A 17879-nucleotide genomic window follows, 5' to 3' on the forward strand; every position below is an offset into this window, starting at 1 on the left:
TGTCCATCGCGTCCACGGCACCCGGTCGTTACAGCACGTAAGTATCCCGGTAGCTGCTGCCGACGTCGTCCCGGTCGACACGGTTCCTACTATCGTCCTGTGGTCGGTTACGGCAGGCAGTTGCAGGGACTCGCGATCGCGTTGTCCTCTCTCGCGGGGTTCATCGATGCCCTCGGCTTCATCACCCTCGGCGGTGTCTTCGTGTCGTTCATGAGTGGGAACTCCACGCGTCTCGCGGTCGGCACGGCAGACGGTATGTGGGAGACGGTGGCGCTGATCGGTGGTGTGCTCGCGCTGTTCGTGCTCGGGGTGATCCTCGGCAGCGTGGTGGCGGAACTGACCGACCGCGACCGGCGTACCCGCAAGACCGCGGTCCTTGCGACGGTGACGGCCTTGCTGACGATCGGTGCCGTTGCCGTCCTGGCGGGCTGGACGCCCGTTGCCGTGGTGGCGATGACGCTGGCGATGGGAACCGAGAACTCGGTGTTCCGGCGGCAGGGAGAGACGGCCGTCGCGCTCACCTACATGACGGGCGCGCTGGTCAAGATCGGTCAGCGGGTCGCGGCGGCGTTCTTCGGTGGTCCGCGCTGGAGCTGGCTGCCCTATCTGGGTCTGTGGGGCGGTCTGGTGACGGGTGCCGTTCTCGGCGCGCTCGCCCACCGAGCGTTGGGTCTGCACGCTCTGTGGATCGCGGCGGTGTTCGCGGCGGCGCTGACGGTGTCGGTGCGTTTCCTCTCCGACCACGAACTGACCGGCGGGATGTGATTCCCGACTCCCCGTACATTCGTACGGTGGAACGCTCGGTTACGGTGCACCCATGCGCACGCGCCCCTATGTCACCACCAGCCCCACAAGGCTCGCTGCGGCACTGCTCGAGGTCGCCGCACGCAACGGTCTCGACGCGGCAAGCGTCCGGGAGGTGGCCAACGAGGCAGGGGTCTCGATCGGGGCGGTACAGCACCATTTCCCGACCAAGGACGAGATGCTCGCGTACTCGTTCCGTACCCTCTCGGACCGGGTGTTGAACCGGCTGACCAACGTCGATCCGGACATCGATCCGGCGCGCACGTTGTTCTCCGCGCTCAGCCAGCTGCTCCCGCTCGACGAGCAACGCGGCAGCGAGGTGCACGTGATGTCGGCGTTCACCGTGCGGGCAGTCACCTCCCCGACGCTGAGTGCCATCCGCACCGCCACCCTGTTCACGATCCGCACAGGCATAGCGCGCGTATTGATCCGCGCGGGTACACCCGATCCGGAGACCCGGGCCGCCTTGCTGCTCTCGGCGGCCAACGGGCTCGCCCTCGATGCAGCGGCCAGCCCCGAGCTCCATCCGCGCGAATATCTCACCCACGCCCTGCACGCCCAGGTCCAGCTCGTCCTCGACGGCGCCGACGCGCACTGACCCGCGCCCCGGAATCCGGGACGCGGGTCAGGAATGCGATCACGCCGTGCGGTCAGTGGGCCGACCAGCCGCCGTCCATGGTGTACGACGCACCGGTGACCATCCCGGCCTCGTCGGAGGCCAGCCACGACACGAGTGAGGCCACCTCGTCCGGCTCGACCAGCCGCGTCACCGCCTGGTCGGTGAGCAACACCTCGGAGAGCACGCGACCCTCCGGGATGTCGTGTGCGCGAGCCTGTTCCGAGATCTGCTTCTCCACCAGCGGGGTGCGGACGTAACCCGGATTGACGCAGTTGCTCGTCACCCCGCGCGGACCGCCCTCGAGCGCGACCACCTTGGAGAACCCTTCGAGGCCGTGCTTGGCGGTGACGTACCCGGCCTTGAACGCCGAGGCCCGCAGCCCGTGGACCGACGAGATGTTCACGATCCGGCCGAAACCCCGGTCGTACATGGCGGGCAGGGCGGCCTTCACGAGCAGGAATGGCGCCTCGACCATGAGTGTCTGGATGCGGCGGAAGTCGGAGAGAGCGAACTCCTCCACCGGCCGCACCACCTGGATGCCGGCATTGTTGACGAGAATGTCGACGTCGAGGCGGAGACCGTCGAGGGCGTCGGTGTCGAGCAGGTCGACGCCCCACGCCTCTCCCCCGATCTCGTGGGCGAGCGTCTTCGCGGCGACCTCGTCGACGTCCGCGACGGTCACCCGGACTCCCTGCCGGGCGAGGGCGCGCGCGCAGGCCGCTCCGATCCCACCGGCTCCACCCGTCACGAGTGCGGTGCGCGCCCTCATGCCGAGATCCTGGTGTTCTCGCCGGCGGCCTTCTCCTGCGCGACCGTCTCCGCATCGGCGGCGTCGATGTCGCGCAGCGAGATGCCCTTCGTCTCACGGGCCACGATCACCGCGACGATCGTGATCAGCGACGAGCCGAGCAGGTAGAAGGAGATCGGGACCGACGAGTCGAAGCGGCTGAGCAGACTCGCCGCGATGATCGGGGCGAGCGACCCGGCGACGATCGACGTGACCTGGTAGCCGAGCGAGACGCCCGAGTACCGCATGCGGGTCGGGAACATCTCCGCCATGATCGCGGGCTGCCCGGCGTACATGAACGAGTGGAAGACGAGTCCGATGACGATCGCCGAGACGATGAGCGCGCTGTTACCGGTGTCCATCATCGGGAAGGCGAGGAAGCCCCAGGCGCCGGCGGTGACGGCACCGATCATGTACACGGGCCGCCGTCCCAGCGTGTCCGACAAGCGTCCGACCATGGGGATGACCACGAAGTGCACGGCGTGGGCGGCGAGCATCCACCACAGGATGTGGCTGGTGTCGGCACCGACGACGACCTTCAGGTAGGTGATCGAGAAAGTGACGACGAGGTAGTACATGACGTTCTCGGCGAACCGCAGCCCCATCGCTGTGAAGACGCCGCGCGGGTAGCGCTTGAGCACCTCGAAGACGTTGAACGACGTCTCCTTCAGCTGCTCGGCCTCCTGCTGTGCCTCGAGGAAGATCGGGGCGTCGGTGACCTTGGTGCGGATGTAGTAGCCGATCAGGACGATGACGGCGGAGAGCCAGAACGCGACGCGCCAGCCCCACGACAGGAAGGCCGACTCGGGCAGCGTCGTGGTGAGGACGAGCAGGACGACCGTCGCGAGGAGATTGCCCATCGGCACGCCCGCCTGCGGCCACGAGGCCCAGAACCCGCGCGAGCGGTTGGGGCTGTGTTCGGCAACCAGCAGCACTGCGCCGCCCCACTCACCGCCGACCGCGAAGCCCTGGATGAACCGGAGCGTCACGAGCAGCGCCGGCGCCCAGTACCCGATGGCACCGAAGGTCGGCAGGCAGCCCATGAGGAAGGTCGCGACGCCGACCATGATGATGCTGGTCTGCAGCAGTTGCTTGCGTCCGAACCGGTCGCCGAAATGGCCGAAGACGATCCCGCCGAGCGGCCGCGCGACGAAACCCACCGCATAGGTGACGAACGCCGCGATGATCGCGTCGAGCTCGTTGCCGCCGTCGGGGAAGAAGACCTTGGCGAAGACGAGGGTGGCGGCGGTGCCGTAGAGGAAGAACTCGTACCACTCGACGACGGTGCCCGCCATGGACGCACCGACGACCCTCCGCAATGCCGACGGTGAACTCTCCGGCCCATCAGTTCGTGCCTGTTCGACGCTCATTGCTGCACCCTCCGGGGACGATGTGTGACGGGGAACACTTCCAAACACATATGCCGAGTATCGGTACGCACATATGCATCCACAATGACGCGATTCGCAGATACGATCTGCAAAACTGCACATATGAGCGTGCCCTCGCCCGATGACCTCCTCGTCCTGCTCGCCGTCGGACGCAGCGGCAGGTTCACCAGCGCCGCCGACGACCTGGGCGTCAACCACACGACGATCTCCCGCCGGATCACCGCGCTGGAGCGCAGCCTCGGCGGTCGGGTACTCACCCGGTCGGCGGCGGGCTGGGAACTGACCGATCTCGGCCGTGAAGCACTCGACGCCGCCGAGCGCATCGAAGCCGCCGTCGGGCGGCTGCGGAATCCGCGCGGCGAGCGACGACTCGAGGGCGTCGTGCGGGTCTCGGCCACCGACGGTTTCAGCGCATACATCGCAGCCCCGGCCGGCGCGCTCGTCCGGCAACGCCACCCGGGTATCTCCGTCGAGATCGTCGCGACCACCCGTCGCGCTTCGCAGCAGCGCTCGGGGATGGACGTCGAGGTGGTCGTGGGGCGGCCGCAGGTGCACCGGGCCGAAGCGCACCGTCTCGCCGACTACACCCTGGGCCTGTACGCCTCGCGCGATTATCTCGCCGCGCACGGTTCCCCGTCGTCGGTCCGCGAGCTGCGCGAGCACACCCTCGTGTACTTCATCGACTCGATGCTGCAGGTCGACGACCTCGACGTCGCGCGGCGCATCGCCCCCGACATGCAGGATTCGATCAGCTCGACGAACGTGTTCGTGCACGTCGAGGCGACTCGTGCCGCCGGAGGCCTCGGTCTGCTGCCGTGCTTCATGGCCGATCGGCACCCCGATCTCGTCCGGATCCTGCCCGACGAGGTCGAGGCACGCCTGGCCTACTGGCTCGTCGCGCGCTCGGAGACGTTGCGGCGACCGGAGGTCGCTGCGGCGGTCGCGGCGATCAGGGAGGTCGCCCACGCCCAGCGGGCGGTGCTCCTGGGGGTCGCTCGCTAGAGTGCACGGGTGTCACTTTCGGACGAGGACGAAGCAGGAGCGGGCCGCTTCGCACCGAGTCCCTCCGGCGACCTGCACCTCGGCAACCTGCGCACCGCCGTCCTGGCATGGTTGTTCGCGCGGTCGACTGATCGCCGGTTCCTGGTGCGCGTCGAGGATCTCGACCGAGTGCGTCCCGGTGCGGAACAACGCCAACTCGCGGATCTGGCGGCGATCGGTCTCGACTGGGACGGCCGGGTGGTCCACCAGTCCCGTCGCCGGCGCCTGTACGACGAGGCGATCGCGCGGCTCGAGCAGACCGGCCTGACCTACGAGTGTTTCTGCACCCGACGCGAGATCCTCGAGGCCACCTCCGCTCCCCACGCTCCCGCGGGCGCCTATCCGGGCACCTGCCGCAGCCTCACCGACGAGCAGCGCACCGGACGCCGGGCCTCCGGCCGTACCCCCGCGATCCGGTTGCGGGCGTCCGAGGAATGGTTCACGATCCACGACCTGCTGCACGGGGATTTCACAGGCATCGTCGACGATCTCGTCCTGCGCCGCAACGACGGAACCCCCGCCTACAACCTCGCCGTGGTGGTGGACGACGCCGACCAGGGCATCGATCAGGTGGTGCGCGGCGACGACCTGCTCACCTCCGCTCCCCGGCAGGCCTATCTCGCACACCTTCTCGGATTGTCGGAGCCCGTCTACGCGCACGTACCGCTCGCGCTCAATCGGGAGGGCAAGCGGCTGGCCAAACGGGACGGCGCGGTGACACTGGCCGATCAGCTCGCGCTCGGACACACGGCCGCCGATGTGCTGAGCACGATCGCCGTGTCGCTGCGACTCGCCGACCCCGGCGAGCCCGTGTCGCCGGAACTGTTGCTGGACCGCTGGAATCCCGTGAGGCTCCCCCGAGACCCGTGGGTGTTCACCCCGTCGGAGGAAGGCATCCGATAGGACACGATGCGGACATAGCGGATGCGGACCCGAGGTGATGTCCGTACTCTCTCGGAAGTGTCCGATCCCGGAGACGAGAGGCAGCCATGACCACCGGTGGTTACGACCCGAATCAGGATCCGAAGAACCCGGGTGGTTATCCGCCGCCCGGCAACTACCCACCGCCGTCGGGCGGTGGCACCCCGCCGCCGGGTGGGAACTATCCGCCGCCCGGCAACTACCCGCCTCCCGGGAACTACCCCCCGCCCTCGGGTGGCAACTACCCGCCTCCGGGTGGGTCCTACCCGCCTCCGGGGAACTACCCGCCTCCCCCGTCGGGTGGCAACTACCCGCCCCCGCCGGGCGCGTACGGCGCCGAAAACTTCGGCGGGCCGCCCCCGAATCAGCTGAGCGTCGGCGACGCGATCTCCTACGGCTGGTCCAAGTTCAGCGGCAACGCCGGCGTGTGGATCGTCTTCATGCTCGTCGCGTTCGTCATACAGGGCCTGATCAGCGGCATCTTCAACGGATTCGATTTCAGCGGCGACACGACCGAGTTCTCCGCTCTGAATATTGTCGGCAGCATCGTCTCAGCGATCGTCGGCTACCTGATCCAGGCTGCTTTCGTGCGCGGTGCGCTGGCCGAAACGGACGGGCAGCGGCCCGCATTCGGCACGTTCCTGCAGATCGGCCCGATCGGCGCGGTCATCATCGCGGGCCTGCTCGTGGGCATCGGCACGTCGATCGGTCTCGTGCTGTGCATCATTCCGGGCCTGGTGTTCGCGTTCTTCGCGTGGTGGACGATGCAATTCGTCATCGATCGCAACCAGGACGCGGTCACCGCGATCAAGTCGAGCTTCAACGCCGTGAAGTCGAATGCGGGAACGTTGTTCCTGCTCGCCCTCGCACTGTTCGGCATCAACCTTCTCGGTGCTCTGCTGTGCCTGATCGGCCTGCTGGTCACGGTGCCCGTGTCGATCATCGCCATCACGTACGCCTACCGGGTCACCACGGGAGGTCCCGTAGCGGCCTGATCCGGTTCGACGGCACCCTCCCGTCGCATCCCTCGAGGCATCTACCGACGCGCCACGGCACGCTGTACCGTGGCGCGTTGCCATTCCGATCGCGACAAGGGAGACATTTTGACGACAGGCGGATACCCACCACCTCCGCAGGACCCTCACGTTCCGGGTGGATACCCCGGCGGCGGTTCCCCCTCGTACGGTGGCACACCGTCCGACTACACCCAGCAGTTCCCGCAGTACGGTGCGCCCCAGAACGGTGTCCCCCAGTACGGAGCACCTCAGTACGGAACACCGCAGAACGGAGCTCCTCAGTTCGGCGCACCTCAGTACGGAGCACCCCAGTACGGCGCTCCGCAGGGTGACCAGTTCGGTGGGGGCCCGGGATTTCCCGACCCCCACTTCGGCACCGGCACCCCGGGGCAGCTGTTGCCGCGTCTCGGCGCCCGCATCATCGACGGCCTCATCGTCGGCATCCCCATGGGGATCCTGACGGCGATCATGCTCCTCGCGAGCGGCGGAAGCGGCTTCGTGAACTTCTTCATGACGGTCGTCAGCGGTGTCGTCGCCTTCGGCTACTGGACGTACATGGAGTCCACCCACGGCGCGACCTTCGGTAAGAAGCTCCTCGGACTGTCGGTCGCCGGCCCCGCCGGTGGCAACCCCACCCTCGAGCAGGCCGCCAAGCGCAACGCCTTCGTCGCGCTGCAGATCCTCACGGGCATCCCGCTGCTGGGCTTCCTCGCGGGCCTGCTGTCGTTCGCCGCGTACATCGGTATCGCGGTCACCATCGAGCAGGACGGCAACAAGCAGGGCTTCCACGACAAGTTCGCCGGCGGCACCCAGGTTCGCAAGTCCTGATCGCCCGCGCGTCCGGGCCTCGTCCTTCACCGGACGAGGTCCGTTCGTCGTATATGGGGTGTTCGAGCACATACAGACCGTCCGCAACTTCGTGATCGTCACGTGGTGATGCTTGGATGTCCGGGTGACCGAGCACGGATCGAACACCTCCCCCGCCCTCTTCGACCACGCCGCCTTCGCACGCGTGAGCCGCAGCCCGTACACGGGGATCGTCGTCCTGTTCACCGCGGTGCTGATGATCTCCAACATCTCCGCGACGAAGGGCATCGCCTTCTTCACCGACTCCGACCTCGGGTTCGGTCCACTGCAGATCCTGCCGATCATCACCGACGGCGGGTTCTTCCTGTTCCCCCTCGCCTACATCCTCGGTGACGTGCTCAGCGAGGTGTACGGCTTCGCAGCCACCCGTCGCGCGGTGTTCTACGGATTCGGAGCGGTCGCGCTGTCCGCGCTGTGCTTCTGGCTCACGCAGCAGCTTCCGCCCGCCGACTTCTACGCCGGGCAGGAATCCTTCGAGAACGTGCTCGGAGTGGTGCCCAGGATGCTGATCGCCGGACTCGCCGGATACGCGGTCGGGCAGTTGCTCAACTCGTACGTCCTGGTCTGGATCAAGGAACGCACGCGGGAGAAGTACCTGTGGGCGCGCCTGATCGGCTCGACCGTCGTGGGCGAGTTCGCCGACACCCTCATCTTCTGCTCGATCGCCGCAGGAGCCATCGGCATCACGACCTGGTCCGATTTCGTCAACTTCGTGATCGTCGGGTTCCTGTGGAAGACGCTGGTCGAGATCATCGTGCTTCCGGTGACCTACCGCGTGATCGCGCACGTCAAGAAGCGCGAACCGTCCTACGCGTGACGAGTCACGCCCGACGACTCACGCCTGACGCCGGCTCGCGTAGAAGCGGCCGAGCGTCTCGGCCTTGAACTCGGCGAGGGTACCGTTCTCGATGCTCGTCCGGATGTCGTCGACAAGCCGCACCGTGAACCGCTCGTTGTGGATCGTGCACAACGTCGAAGCGAGCATCTCCTTCGCCTTGAACAGATGGTGGATGTACGCCCGCGTGTAGTTCCGGCAGGTGTAGCAGTCGCAGTTCTCGTCGATCGGCGTGAAGTCGCGCCGGTGGCGGCTCGTGTTGATGTTGAACCGGCCGTCCGGGTGGTAGATCGCCGCGTTGCGCGCGACCCGCGACGGATTGACGCAGTCGAAGGTGTCGACACCGTGTTCGACGGCGACGAAGACGTCGTCGGGCTCGCTGATGCCCAGCAGATGCCGCGGCTTGTGCTCGGGCAGCTCCTCGGTGCACCAGCGCACGATCGTGCCGAGGTTGTGCTTCTCGAGCGCACCGCCGATGCCGTAGCCGTCGAACCCGCGGCCGGTCTCACCGACGATGGATTCGAGGCCTCGGCAGGCCTGTCGTCGCAGGTCCTCGTACTGCGCGCCCTGCACGACCCCGAACAATGCCTGATAGGGACGGTGGGCACGCTCGGCGGTGAGCTTCTCGTGCTCGGCGATGCACCGCACCGCCCATGCCTGGGTCCGCTCGAGGGAGCGTTCCTGATAGCCGCGCGTGTTCATCAGTGTCGTGAGCTCGTCGAAGGCGAACATGATGTCGGCCCCGAGCTCGTGCTGGATGCGCATCGACACCTCGGGGGTGAACCGGTGCCGCGACCCGTCGAGGTGTGATTTGAAGGTCACCCCGTCGTCGTCGACGTGCGCGAGCCGTTCCTTGCCCTTGGCGATCACGTCGTCGTTCTGGACGCCGACGGACTCCATCGCGATGACCTTCTTGAAACCGGCCCCGAGCGACATGACCTGGAAACCGCCACTGTCGGTGAAGGTCGGGCCGGGCCAGTTCATGAACTTCCCGAGTCCGCCGGCCTCGTCGACGATGTCGGAACCGGGCTGCAGGTAGAGATGGTAGGCGTTGGCGAGCAGCGCCTGGGAGCCGAGTTCGGCCATCGTCTCGGGCAGCACCGCCTTGACGGTCGCCTTCGTGCCCACTGGGACGAAGGCGGGGGTGCGGATGTCCCCGTGCGGGGTGTGGATCGTGCCCGTGCGGCCGAGTCCGTTGTCGAGACGCTCTCCGACCGTGAAGAAGGGATCGGACGGGGCCGGAATGCTGGGATCGGTCACTTCCGTATCCAATCATGTGGGCGACCAGAGGCCGCGTCGCGTCGCCGCACCGAGACCGCGAACACGGCGACACCGACCAGCGCCAGCAGTACGCCGACCGCTGCGGGAGCGGTGTAGCCGAAACCGGCGGCGATCACGACCCCGCCGATCCACGCACCGAACGCGTTGGCGAGGTTGAACGCCGCGTGGTGGAGCGACGCCGCGAGCGTCTGTGCGTCCTCCGCGACATCCATCAACCGCACCTGCAGGGCCGGGCCCACCGCGGCGCATCCGACACCCAGACCGAAGACCATCACGAAGGCGGTCCAGGGGTTGTGGGCGGCGGCGACGAACAGCGCGAGCAGCACCGCGAGCGAGGTGATCGACGCGAAGACGCCGGGGATCACACCGCGGTCGGCGACGCGGCCACCGACGGCGTTGCCGACGACCATGCCCACTCCGAAGAGCATCAGCGCGACCGGCACGAGCGATCTCGACACTCCGGCGACGTCGGTCAGCGTCGTGCTGATGTAGGTGTACACGGCGAACACGCCACCGAAGCCGATGACGGCCACGGCGAGTGTGAGCCAGACGGTGCTGCTCTTCAGCGCGCCGAGTTCGACCCGCACGCTGGTGGTCGGTATCGAGAGCGAGGGCACCCAGGCCGCGAGAGCGGCGACGGTGGCCACTCCGATCACGGCGACCAGCACGAACGCCGCGCGCCAGCCGAGCGCCATGCCGAGCCACGAGGCAGCGGGCACACCGACGACGTTCGCGACCGACAGCCCCATCATCACCAGCGAGACCGCCCGCGCGCGGCGACCGGGACCGGCGAGATGCGCTGCGACCAGCGCGGCGACCCCGAAGTACGCGCCGTGCGGCAGGCCGGCGACGAACCGGGAGGCGACGAGGAAACCGTAGTCGGGGGCGAGCACCGTCGCGGCGTTCCCGAGGGTGAAGGCGACCATCAGCGCGACCAGCAGTGTCTTGCGTGGTACTCGTGCGGCGATCGTGGCGATGAGCGGTGCACCGACGACGACACCGGCCGCGTAGGCGGAGACGACGTGGCCCGCGGTCGGTTCGGAGACGCCGACACTCGTCGCGATCTCGGGGAGCAACCCCATGGCGACGAACTCCGTGGTTCCGATGCCGAACCCGCCGAGGGCGAGCGCCCACATCACCAGAGTGCGCGCGGGATGCCCGGAGGCGGCGTGGGCAGGATCGTCGATGGGGCGGCCGGAAGCCGTGGTGGTCATCGGTGAGGAAACCTTCGATCGTCGATGGTCCCGGAGCCGGACGCTGTGCGGCCCGGGACGGTTCGGTCGCGCCGCCCGCGAGGGCGGCCAGAGGGCGCCCTCGGAGAGCGGCGCATGGTCGGCTTCCATTCTGGGGCAGTCCGGCCACTCACTTCTTCCCGTGGCGACGTGAGTTGCGCCATCTCGTGATCGTCAGGTGAGGAAGGTCGTATCCGCCCGCTCGGCCCTGCGCGCCTCGAGTCTCCTCGCGACGAACTTGCCGGCCTCGTCCACCCACAGCACCGTCGAGCCGACGGCCACCGCGAGCAGCCACTGCTCGGAGGTGAGCGAGGTGGTGTCCATGAATCCCTGCAGGGCGCCGAGTTGCACCACGCAGATCTGCAGGACGACGACGGCGACGATCGCGATCCAGATCGTGTGATTGGTGAACGTCTGCGCCGAGAACACCGATCCGAGGTCCGAGCGCACGTTGAACAGGTTGAAGATCTGGTAGAAGACGAACGTGGTGAACGCCAGGGTGGTCGCGAACAGCGGGTCGGATGCGCTGTCGGGGAACAGTTCCGGACCGAAGTACAGAACCGCGACGGTGCCGACCGTCATGACGATACCGAGTCCGAGGATGCGCTGCACCCGGGAGCGTTCGAGCAGGGCCTCGTTCGCGGGACGCGGACGTCGTCTCATCGCGTCCGGGGCGGTCGGATCGACACCGAGCGCGAGGGCCGGCGGTCCGTCCATGATGATGTTCACCCACAGGATCTGCAGCGCGCTGAAGGGTGCCCCGCCCGCGAGTCCGAGTACACCGGCCGTCAGGAAGATCAGGACGAAGCCCCACGCCGTCGTGAGCTGGAATTTCACGAATTTGATGATGTTGTCGTAGATTCCGCGCCCTTCGGCGACCGCGGCGACGATGGTGGCGAAGTTGTCGTCGGTGAGGATCATGTCCGCGGCACCCTTGGAGACGTCGGTGCCGGTGATACCCATCGCGACACCGATGTCCGATTGTTCGAGTGCCGGAGCATCGTTGACGCCGTCGCCCGTCATCGCGACGATCTGTCCGTCGGCCTGCAGCGCCTCGACGAACCTGATCTTGTGTTCGGGCGCCACGCGAGCGAGGACACCCAATTCCTTTGCCCTGTCCCGCAGTTCGACGTCCGTTAGCGTATCGAGGTCGGCGCCGGAGGCCGCCGAGCCACGGATCCCGAGTTCCTCGGCGATCGCGGAGGCCGTCACCAGATGGTCACCCGTGATCATGTGCACCGCGATGCCCGCCTCGTGGGCCACGGCGATGGCGTCCTCGGCCTCGGTCCGCGGTGGATCGACGATGCCGACGATCGCGTGGATGGTCAGGCCGCACACCCTCTCCTGCAGGGCATCCGTGTCGCCGCGCGGGACGGCATCGAGGTCGCGACCGGCGACCATGAGGGTGCGCAGACCTTCCGACGCCAGCGCCTCCACGGCCCGGTGGATCCTCGCGCGACCGTCGTCGTCGAGCGGCAGCGGACCGGCGGACCCGGCGATCGACATGGCGCGGTCGAGCAGCACACCAGGAGCCCCCTTCACGAAACAGCGGTATCCACCGCCCGGCAGGGTGTGGAAGGTGGCCATGTACTTGTAATCCGAGTCGAACGGCACCTCCGCGATGCGGTTCAGCGCGGCGCGCGCACCCTCGACGTCGATACCACCCTTCTCGGCAAGCACCACGAGCGCGCCCTCGGTGGGATCGCCGACAAGCACCCCGTTCCGCACCGTCGCGTCGTTGCACAGACCCATACCGAGCAGCGCGTCCGTGAAATCCGGTGCGGGCAGCCCGTCACCGACGAGGATCTTGCCGTCGGTTCCGTAACCGGTGCCGGTGACACGGAAAGCGCGACCGGCGACGAGCAGACGTTGCACCGTCATCTCGTTGAGCGTGAGGGTGCCGGTCTTGTCGGTGCAGATGTGGGTGGTGCTGCCCAGCGTCTCGACTGCGGCGAGCCGCTTGACGATCGCGCCGCGCGCGGCGAGGCGTGAGGCACCCATCGCGAGGGTGAATGCGACCACGGCCGTGAGCCCCTCGGGAATCGTCGCGACCGCCAGCGACACGGCGGTGACGAGGAGATCCGACCACGACTGTCCCCTCAGCAGACCGAGGACGAACACCAGCGCCACCGTCACGATCGCGATGATCGTCAAGGTCTGGGCGAGCTGACCGATGCGTCGTTGCAGCGGTGTCTGTTCGGTGCCGGCCGACCCGAGAAGTGTTGCGATGGAACCCATCTCGGTACGCATACCCGTACCGGTGACGATCATCGCGGCGCGTCCCCGCGTGACCTCGGTGTTCATGAACAGCATGTCGGTACGGTCGCCGAGCGGCGCGCCGGGATCGTCGACGGCATCGACCTGCTTGTCGACCGGCTGGGATTCACCGGTGAGCGCGGCCTCGGCGACCTGCAACCGGACGGCGGTGACGAGACGGCCGTCTGCCGGGACCGTGTCGCCGGCCTCGAGGAGCACCATGTCGCCGGGGACGAGTTCGGCGCGGGGCACCTCCGTCCCGCGACCGTCGCGCAGCACCCTGCTGGTGGACACCGACATCTTCTTCAGCGCCGCGAGACTGCTCTCGGCCCGCGATTCCTGCACGTAGTTCAGCACGGTGTTGAGCGCGATCACCGCGAAGATGACGACGGGGGTCTCCCATTCACGGGACACGGTGGCGCTGACCACTGCCGCCACGACCAATACCAGCGTCATCTTGTCGGCGAGCAGCGAGAGCACCCGCCGCCAGGTCGGCACCCGTTTCGCCTCGTCGAGCAGGTTCGGACCGTGCTGGGCGCGACGCCGCTCGACCTCGTCCGCGGTCAGGCCGCGTTGCGGGTCGACCGCGAACGCCTCGGCCACGTCGGCCGCGTCGCGGGTGTGCCAACTCGAGGTGGTCGCGGGAGCCTGTGCGGGCATCGGCACTCCTCATTCGGGCTGCTCTCGGCGGATCGGGTGAACGCGGTCCTGACGGCCGGTTTCACCGTAACCGCCGGAGCGTTCCACTGCGCCGGAAGCCGGTTCGTGATGTGCTGGATACGGCAGCGGACCCGGAGGAGTGAACGCGATGAGCGACAACCCGAATACCGACGATCCCATCGTCCCGCTCGACGAGGACCAGTGCTGGGACCTGCTCGCGACAGGCAAGGTGGGCCGACTCGTCACCGTCGTGAACGGGCGGCCGGAGATCTATCCCGTCAACTACGTCGTCGACGAGCGCACGGTGTACTTCCGCAGCGGCGAGGGCAGCAAACTCTCCGAAGTGGCGGTGCATCCGCAGGTCGCGTTCGAGGTCGACGAGATCCACGAGGACTCCGCGTGGAGCGTCGTGCTGCACGGACACGCCCGGGTCCTGCGCAGTTTCGAGGATGCCGCGAGAATCGACGCGCTGGGACTGACGCCGTGGGTCCCCACCCCGAAGTACGACTACGTCGCGGTGACTGCCACCGATCTGACCGGGATGCGGCTCACCCTCGTCAAGCGCTGAATCGTGACGACGTCCGCCCTGCAGCACCGCACCTTGATGCGGTTCATGCTGCTCTCGGTGGCAACCGCGATCGCGACGATGCTCCTGAAGGCTGCGGCGGCATGGATCACCGGTTCCGTGGGTCTGTTGTCGGACGCGCTCGAATCCGGGGTCAATCTCGTGGCAGCGCTCGTCGGTCTCGCGGCGCTACGCCTCGCCGCGAAACCCGCCGACGCCAACCACGATTTCGGGCACGGAAAAGCCGAATATCTCTCAGCGGCAGTCGAGGGCACGATGGTCTTCGCCGCTGCGACGGCGATCCTGTGGACATCGATCGAGCGGCTGATCTCACCGCAGCCGGTGACCGAGGTCGGCATCGGCCTCGTCCTGTCGGCCGGATCATCGGTACTCAATCTCGTGGTGGGTCTGCTGTTGATCCGGCAAGGGCGCGCACACCGGTCGATCACGCTGGTCGCGGACGGAAAGCACCTGCTGACGGACGTGTGGACCTCGGTCGGTGTGCTCGTGGGCGTGGCACTCGTGGCCTTGTTCGGCTGGGACGTACTCGACCCGATCGTGGCGATTCTCGTGGCACTGAACATCCTGAGGATCGGGTTCGACCTCGTACGGCAGGCGGTCGTCGGCATGCTCGATACGGTCCTTCCTCCGGAGGACGTGCTCGCGGTGAACGCCATCCTCGACCGCTATCGGGAACCGGGGCAGGTGACGATCCTGCCGCCGCTCACACGGGAGTCGGGACGTCAGCGGTTCGTCTACATCACCGTGCGGGTGCCGGGCGACCGGACGGTACGCGAAGGACACGACCTTCTCGATCGCATCGAGGCGGACCTCGCCGAAGCGCTGCCCGGCGTCGTCGTGTTCAGCCATCTCGAACCCACCCGCGCACCGGCCGAGCCCGGGCGGTCGGGCGGGATCACGCGGACGTGATCAGGCCCGCGCCGAGACCGAGCATGAGGACCGCCACGCCGCCGTCGAGGATGCGCCACGAGGAGGGCTTGGCGAACCAGGCGCGCAGATAACGGGCCCCGTACCCGAGGGCCGCGAACCATACGACGCTCGCGATGATCGCCCCGGCACCGAACCACCAGCGTCCCGGATTGCCGTAGTGGTTGGCCACCGAGCCGAGCATGAGCACGGTGTCGAGATAGGTGTGGGGATTGAGCCAGGTCAGCGCAAGACAGGTCAGCAGGGCCGCGCCGATGGTGACGGCGCCGCCCGGGGCGGCGGACAGTGCGGACGGCTTCAGCGCACGACGTGCCGCGAAGAGCCCGTAGCAGATGAGGAAAGCGGCACCCGCCCAACGAATCACGTCGATCGCGCCGGGGGCGCGGTCGAGGATCGTCGCGATCCCGGCGATGCCCGCGGTGATGAGCACGGCGTCGGAGATCACGCAGATCGCGATCACAGGCAGCACGAATCGTCGCGCGATGGCCATGCGCAGCACGAAGGCGTTCTGCGCGCCGATGGCGACGATGAGGGACAGACCTGTGACGAATCCGGCGACGACGAGTGACATGGCACCGACGCTAGGAATCCTGTCCGGATAAGAACAGTTGATTTTGCTGTACCTGCATTAGAGTTTCTTATGTGGATCTCGACTTCGCTCAACTTCGCACTTTTGCAACGGTATTGGACGAGGGCACTTTCGAGGGTGCGGCGGCTGTTCTTCGCGTCACACCGTCCGCGGTGAGCCAGCGCATCAAGTCGCTCGAACAACACGTCGGTCAGGTGCTGGTGCGGCGGACCCGGCCCGTCAGCGCGACCGCGGCCGGCGAGGTGGTGATGCGACTGGCCCGGCAGGTCGCGCGGCTGGAGCAGGACGCCTCCGAGGAACTCGGCCTCGGCGCCGACACCGGGACCTACGCCACGATCCCGCTCGTCGTCAACGCCGACTCGATGTCCACGTGGATGCTGCGTGCGCTGGCCCGGATGCCCGTGCGCTATCGCGCACTGTTCGAACTACACCGCGAGGACGAGTTCCACTCCACGGATCTGTTGCGCGACGGCACCGCCATGGCGGCGGTCACCTCCGTACCCGAACCCGTGCAGGGCTGCACGTCCGAAAAGCTCGGCGCCATGCGCTATCACGCGATGGCGAGCGTGGACTTCGCCGAACGCTGGTTCCCCGAGGGCATGACCCCGGCCGAACTGCGGGAGGCCCCGATGCTCACCTTCGACCGCAAGGACGACATGCAGGATCGCTTCGTCCGCAAGCGGACCCGGCGACGGCTCGATCCGCCGCGCAACTACGTTCCGGGCGCCCTCGAGTTCGTCGAAGCCGCGCGGCTGGGGCTGGGTTGGGCCATGCTCCCCGATGCGATGGTCACCGACACGACCGATCTCGTGAGCCTGGCACCGGACGACCCGATCGCCGTGCCGCTCTACTGGCAGCGGTGGCGGCTGGACTCCCCCGTGCTCGACGCGCTGACCGATGCGGTCCGTCGCACCGCGCGCGAAGTGCTGCACTGAGATCGGGAACGGTTCGATCACACCGGTGCCCCAGCACCTGTTTTCATCTCGCCTGCATCGCGCCGATCGGGTCGACGTACATCACCCGCGACGCCGCACCGAGCGCCGCGGCCGACCGTAGACCGTCGTCGGGTTCCGAGAACAGTAGCGGCACATCGTTGTACGACGACCGCTGCCGGTAACCGTCGGAGACGTCCTCGCGCTCCGGGCCCTGCCGCGTGACCGCGTCGCCGCCGACCGTCACCACGTCGGGGTTCACGACGTCGCGAACCAGGGCGACCGCACGCCCGAGGAGCACCGACCGGTTCGAGGACGGATCGGCATCATCACCCGAGCTCTGCCCTGTCACCGCACAGAACGATTCGATGTCATCGGCCGACGACCGCGCGAGTCCGTCCACGAGCCACGCCATCGAGATCGTCTGCTCGGCCCAGAGATACAACCAGCTCTCGGGACGTCGCCGGAAGGCGCTCTCGAACCGGTGGTACTCGACCTCCGCCACCGCCTCCACGTACGGAACCACCGTGTACGGCGTGGGCACGATCGCCCGGAACAACGCATCCACGGGCGCTTCGCACCACCCCAGCCGTGGATGGTCGAGCGCCCCGCGGTGCCCGTCGTACAGACCACCCACCGCGAGACCTGCCCACAATGCCCGCCGCCCCTGCAGCGCAACCTCGTGCACCCGGAGCGCCGCACCGATCGCGGCGAACACGTCGAACGCCGAGGCGGGCGTCGCGAAAGTCGTCCGGTGCAGTTCCCGTCCGAGCAGGTCGCCGGAGACCACCCAGGTCTCCCGCTCCCCCAGATGAATACCGGCGAGGAAGCCCTGGTCCGTGTCCACCTCGACCGGCACGTGCGGCCGGCCCACCCGTCCACGCGGGGCGAGATCGGGCCGGTCGCGCAGCAGACCGTACTCGAGCAACGCCGACACGGCACGATTGACCGTCGACGACGACAGGCCGGTGCACTCGGCGAGCACAGTGCGCGTCGCCGGCCCGCACCGCCGCAGTTGCTGCATGATCCGCCCGGCCGGCATGGTCTCGTCGGCGTGGGCGACTCCCGTTCGTGCGGCCCGCACGAAGTCGAGCGGCGACCGCACCGCTGATGTCCGCACCCCCGTCATGGCCAG

Annotated in this window: 17 protein-coding genes; 10 read left to right on the forward strand and 7 right to left on the reverse strand. The window is 67.8% G+C overall.

The features are described from left to right. Positions 1-99 precede the first annotated feature (99 nt). The gene (locus tag GON09_RS16270; RefSeq protein WP_213932685.1) at positions 100-765 is read left to right on the forward strand and encodes a YoaK family protein; all 666 of its coding nucleotides are present in this window, start codon (positions 100-102) and stop codon (positions 763-765) included. A gap of 52 nt (positions 766-817) precedes the next feature. Then, positions 818-1402 carry a TetR/AcrR family transcriptional regulator gene (locus GON09_RS16275; RefSeq protein WP_213932686.1) on the forward strand — a complete coding sequence of 195 codons (585 nt, stop codon included), beginning with the start codon at positions 818-820 and terminating at the stop codon, positions 1400-1402. A gap of 52 nt (positions 1403-1454) precedes the next feature. Here GON09_RS16275 and GON09_RS16280 read toward each other — a convergent pair whose 3' ends face one another. Further along, positions 1455-2192, reverse strand: a complete 738-nt coding sequence (locus GON09_RS16280; RefSeq protein ID WP_213932687.1) for a 3-hydroxybutyrate dehydrogenase — start codon at positions 2190-2192, stop codon at positions 1455-1457. Continuing rightward, the gene (locus GON09_RS16285; RefSeq protein WP_213932688.1) at positions 2189-3580 is read right to left on the reverse strand and encodes an MFS transporter; all 1392 of its coding nucleotides are present in this window, start codon (positions 3578-3580) and stop codon (positions 2189-2191) included. Before GON09_RS16285 ends, GON09_RS16280 begins: the two co-directional genes overlap by 4 nt. A 123-nt stretch (positions 3581-3703) precedes the next feature. Here GON09_RS16285 and GON09_RS16290 point away from each other — a divergent pair, with 123 nt between their 5' ends. The 5 genes from GON09_RS16290 (at position 3704) to GON09_RS16310 (ending at position 8263) form a co-directional block, all read left to right on the forward strand. Beyond that, positions 3704-4603: a LysR family transcriptional regulator gene (locus GON09_RS16290; RefSeq protein WP_213932689.1), complete on the forward strand. Its 900-nt coding sequence runs from the start codon at positions 3704-3706 to the stop codon at positions 4601-4603. Positions 4604-4612: 9 nt separating this feature from the next. Further along, entirely contained in the window at positions 4613-5545 is a 933-nt protein-coding gene (gene gluQRS / locus GON09_RS16295) for a tRNA glutamyl-Q(34) synthetase GluQRS (protein ID WP_213932690.1), read from the forward strand. 86 nt (positions 5546-5631) lie between these two features. Next, positions 5632-6558: a hypothetical protein gene (locus tag GON09_RS16300; protein ID WP_213932691.1), complete on the forward strand. Its 927-nt coding sequence runs from the start codon at positions 5632-5634 to the stop codon at positions 6556-6558. Positions 6559-6666: 108 nt separating this feature from the next. Next, positions 6667-7407: an RDD family protein gene (locus GON09_RS16305; protein WP_213932692.1), complete on the forward strand. Its 741-nt coding sequence runs from the start codon at positions 6667-6669 to the stop codon at positions 7405-7407. Between the two features lie 124 nt (positions 7408-7531). Beyond that, positions 7532-8263, forward strand: coding sequence for a queuosine precursor transporter (locus tag GON09_RS16310; RefSeq protein ID WP_213932693.1), 732 nt, complete (start codon positions 7532-7534; stop codon positions 8261-8263). Positions 8264-8281: 18 nt separating this feature from the next. Here GON09_RS16310 and tgt read toward each other — a convergent pair whose 3' ends face one another. From tgt to GON09_RS16325, 3 genes are all read right to left on the reverse strand, one after another. Next, positions 8282-9541, reverse strand: coding sequence for a tRNA guanosine(34) transglycosylase Tgt (tgt, locus tag GON09_RS16315; protein ID WP_213932694.1), 1260 nt, complete (start codon positions 9539-9541; stop codon positions 8282-8284). Continuing rightward, complete coding sequence (locus tag GON09_RS16320) at positions 9538-10776, reverse strand: MFS transporter (RefSeq protein ID WP_374195333.1); 1239 nt, start codon at positions 10774-10776, stop codon at positions 9538-9540. Before GON09_RS16320 ends, tgt begins: the two co-directional genes overlap by 4 nt. Before the next feature lie 192 nt (positions 10777-10968). After that, complete coding sequence (locus GON09_RS16325; RefSeq protein ID WP_213932695.1) at positions 10969-13710, reverse strand: calcium-translocating P-type ATPase, PMCA-type; 2742 nt, start codon at positions 13708-13710, stop codon at positions 10969-10971. 148 nt (positions 13711-13858) lie between these two features. On the opposite strand from GON09_RS16325, the gene GON09_RS16330 reads away from it, so the two are divergent. Together GON09_RS16330 and GON09_RS16335 are read left to right on the forward strand one after the other, a co-directional pair. Further along, positions 13859-14278, forward strand: a complete 420-nt coding sequence (locus GON09_RS16330) for a pyridoxamine 5'-phosphate oxidase family protein (RefSeq protein WP_213932696.1) — start codon at positions 13859-13861, stop codon at positions 14276-14278. Between the two features lie 36 nt (positions 14279-14314). Beyond that, positions 14315-15205: a cation diffusion facilitator family transporter gene (locus tag GON09_RS16335; protein ID WP_213934481.1), complete on the forward strand. Its 891-nt coding sequence runs from the start codon at positions 14315-14317 to the stop codon at positions 15203-15205. Here GON09_RS16335 and GON09_RS16340 read toward each other — a convergent pair. Then, on the reverse strand, positions 15192-15794 hold the full coding sequence (locus GON09_RS16340; protein WP_213932697.1) for a LysE/ArgO family amino acid transporter: 603 nt from the start codon (positions 15792-15794) through the stop codon (positions 15192-15194). The two genes, GON09_RS16335 and GON09_RS16340, sit on opposite strands and share 14 nt — an antisense overlap. 71 nt (positions 15795-15865) lie before the next feature. On the opposite strand from GON09_RS16340, the gene GON09_RS16345 reads away from it, so the two are divergent. Then, complete coding sequence (locus tag GON09_RS16345) at positions 15866-16747, forward strand: LysR family transcriptional regulator ArgP (RefSeq protein WP_213932698.1); 882 nt, start codon at positions 15866-15868, stop codon at positions 16745-16747. A gap of 43 nt (positions 16748-16790) precedes the next feature. On the opposite strand, the gene GON09_RS16350 is transcribed toward GON09_RS16345, so the two are convergent. Next, on the reverse strand, positions 16791-17873 hold the full coding sequence (locus tag GON09_RS16350; protein WP_244865532.1) for a winged helix-turn-helix domain-containing protein: 1083 nt from the start codon (positions 17871-17873) through the stop codon (positions 16791-16793). Positions 17874-17879 lie beyond the last annotated feature (6 nt).

It is taken from the genome of Rhodococcus sp. B50, from assembly GCF_013602415.1.
In the GTDB taxonomy this organism is placed as follows: Bacteria; Actinomycetota; Actinomycetes; order Mycobacteriales; family Mycobacteriaceae; genus Rhodococcus.

What these genes read in the sequence shown, in the direction of transcription:
- GON09_RS16275 (WP_213932686.1), top strand. Translation starts at nt 818, where the DNA reads ATGCGCACGCGCCCCTATGTCACCACCAGCCCCACAAGGCTCGCTGCG.
- GON09_RS16280 (WP_213932687.1), bottom strand. Translation starts at nt 2,192, where the DNA reads ATGAGGGCGCGCACCGCACTCGTGACGGGTGGAGCCGGTGGGATCGGA.
- GON09_RS16285 (WP_213932688.1), bottom strand. Translation starts at nt 3,580, where the DNA reads ATGAGCGTCGAACAGGCACGAACTGATGGGCCGGAGAGTTCACCGTCG.
- GON09_RS16290 (WP_213932689.1), top strand. Translation starts at nt 3,704, where the DNA reads ATGAGCGTGCCCTCGCCCGATGACCTCCTCGTCCTGCTCGCCGTCGGA.
- GON09_RS16300 (WP_213932691.1), top strand. Translation starts at nt 5,632, where the DNA reads ATGACCACCGGTGGTTACGACCCGAATCAGGATCCGAAGAACCCGGGT.
- GON09_RS16320 (WP_374195333.1), bottom strand. Translation starts at nt 10,776, where the DNA reads ATGACCACCACGGCTTCCGGCCGCCCCATCGACGATCCTGCCCACGCC.
- GON09_RS16325 (WP_213932695.1), bottom strand. Translation starts at nt 13,710, where the DNA reads ATGCCCGCACAGGCTCCCGCGACCACCTCGAGTTGGCACACCCGCGAC.
- GON09_RS16330 (WP_213932696.1), top strand. Translation starts at nt 13,859, where the DNA reads ATGAGCGACAACCCGAATACCGACGATCCCATCGTCCCGCTCGACGAG.
- GON09_RS16335 (WP_213934481.1), top strand. Translation starts at nt 14,315, where the DNA reads ATGCGGTTCATGCTGCTCTCGGTGGCAACCGCGATCGCGACGATGCTC.
- GON09_RS16340 (WP_213932697.1), bottom strand. Translation starts at nt 15,794, where the DNA reads ATGTCACTCGTCGTCGCCGGATTCGTCACAGGTCTGTCCCTCATCGTC.
- GON09_RS16350 (WP_244865532.1), bottom strand. Translation starts at nt 17,873, where the DNA reads ATGACGGGGGTGCGGACATCAGCGGTGCGGTCGCCGCTCGACTTCGTG.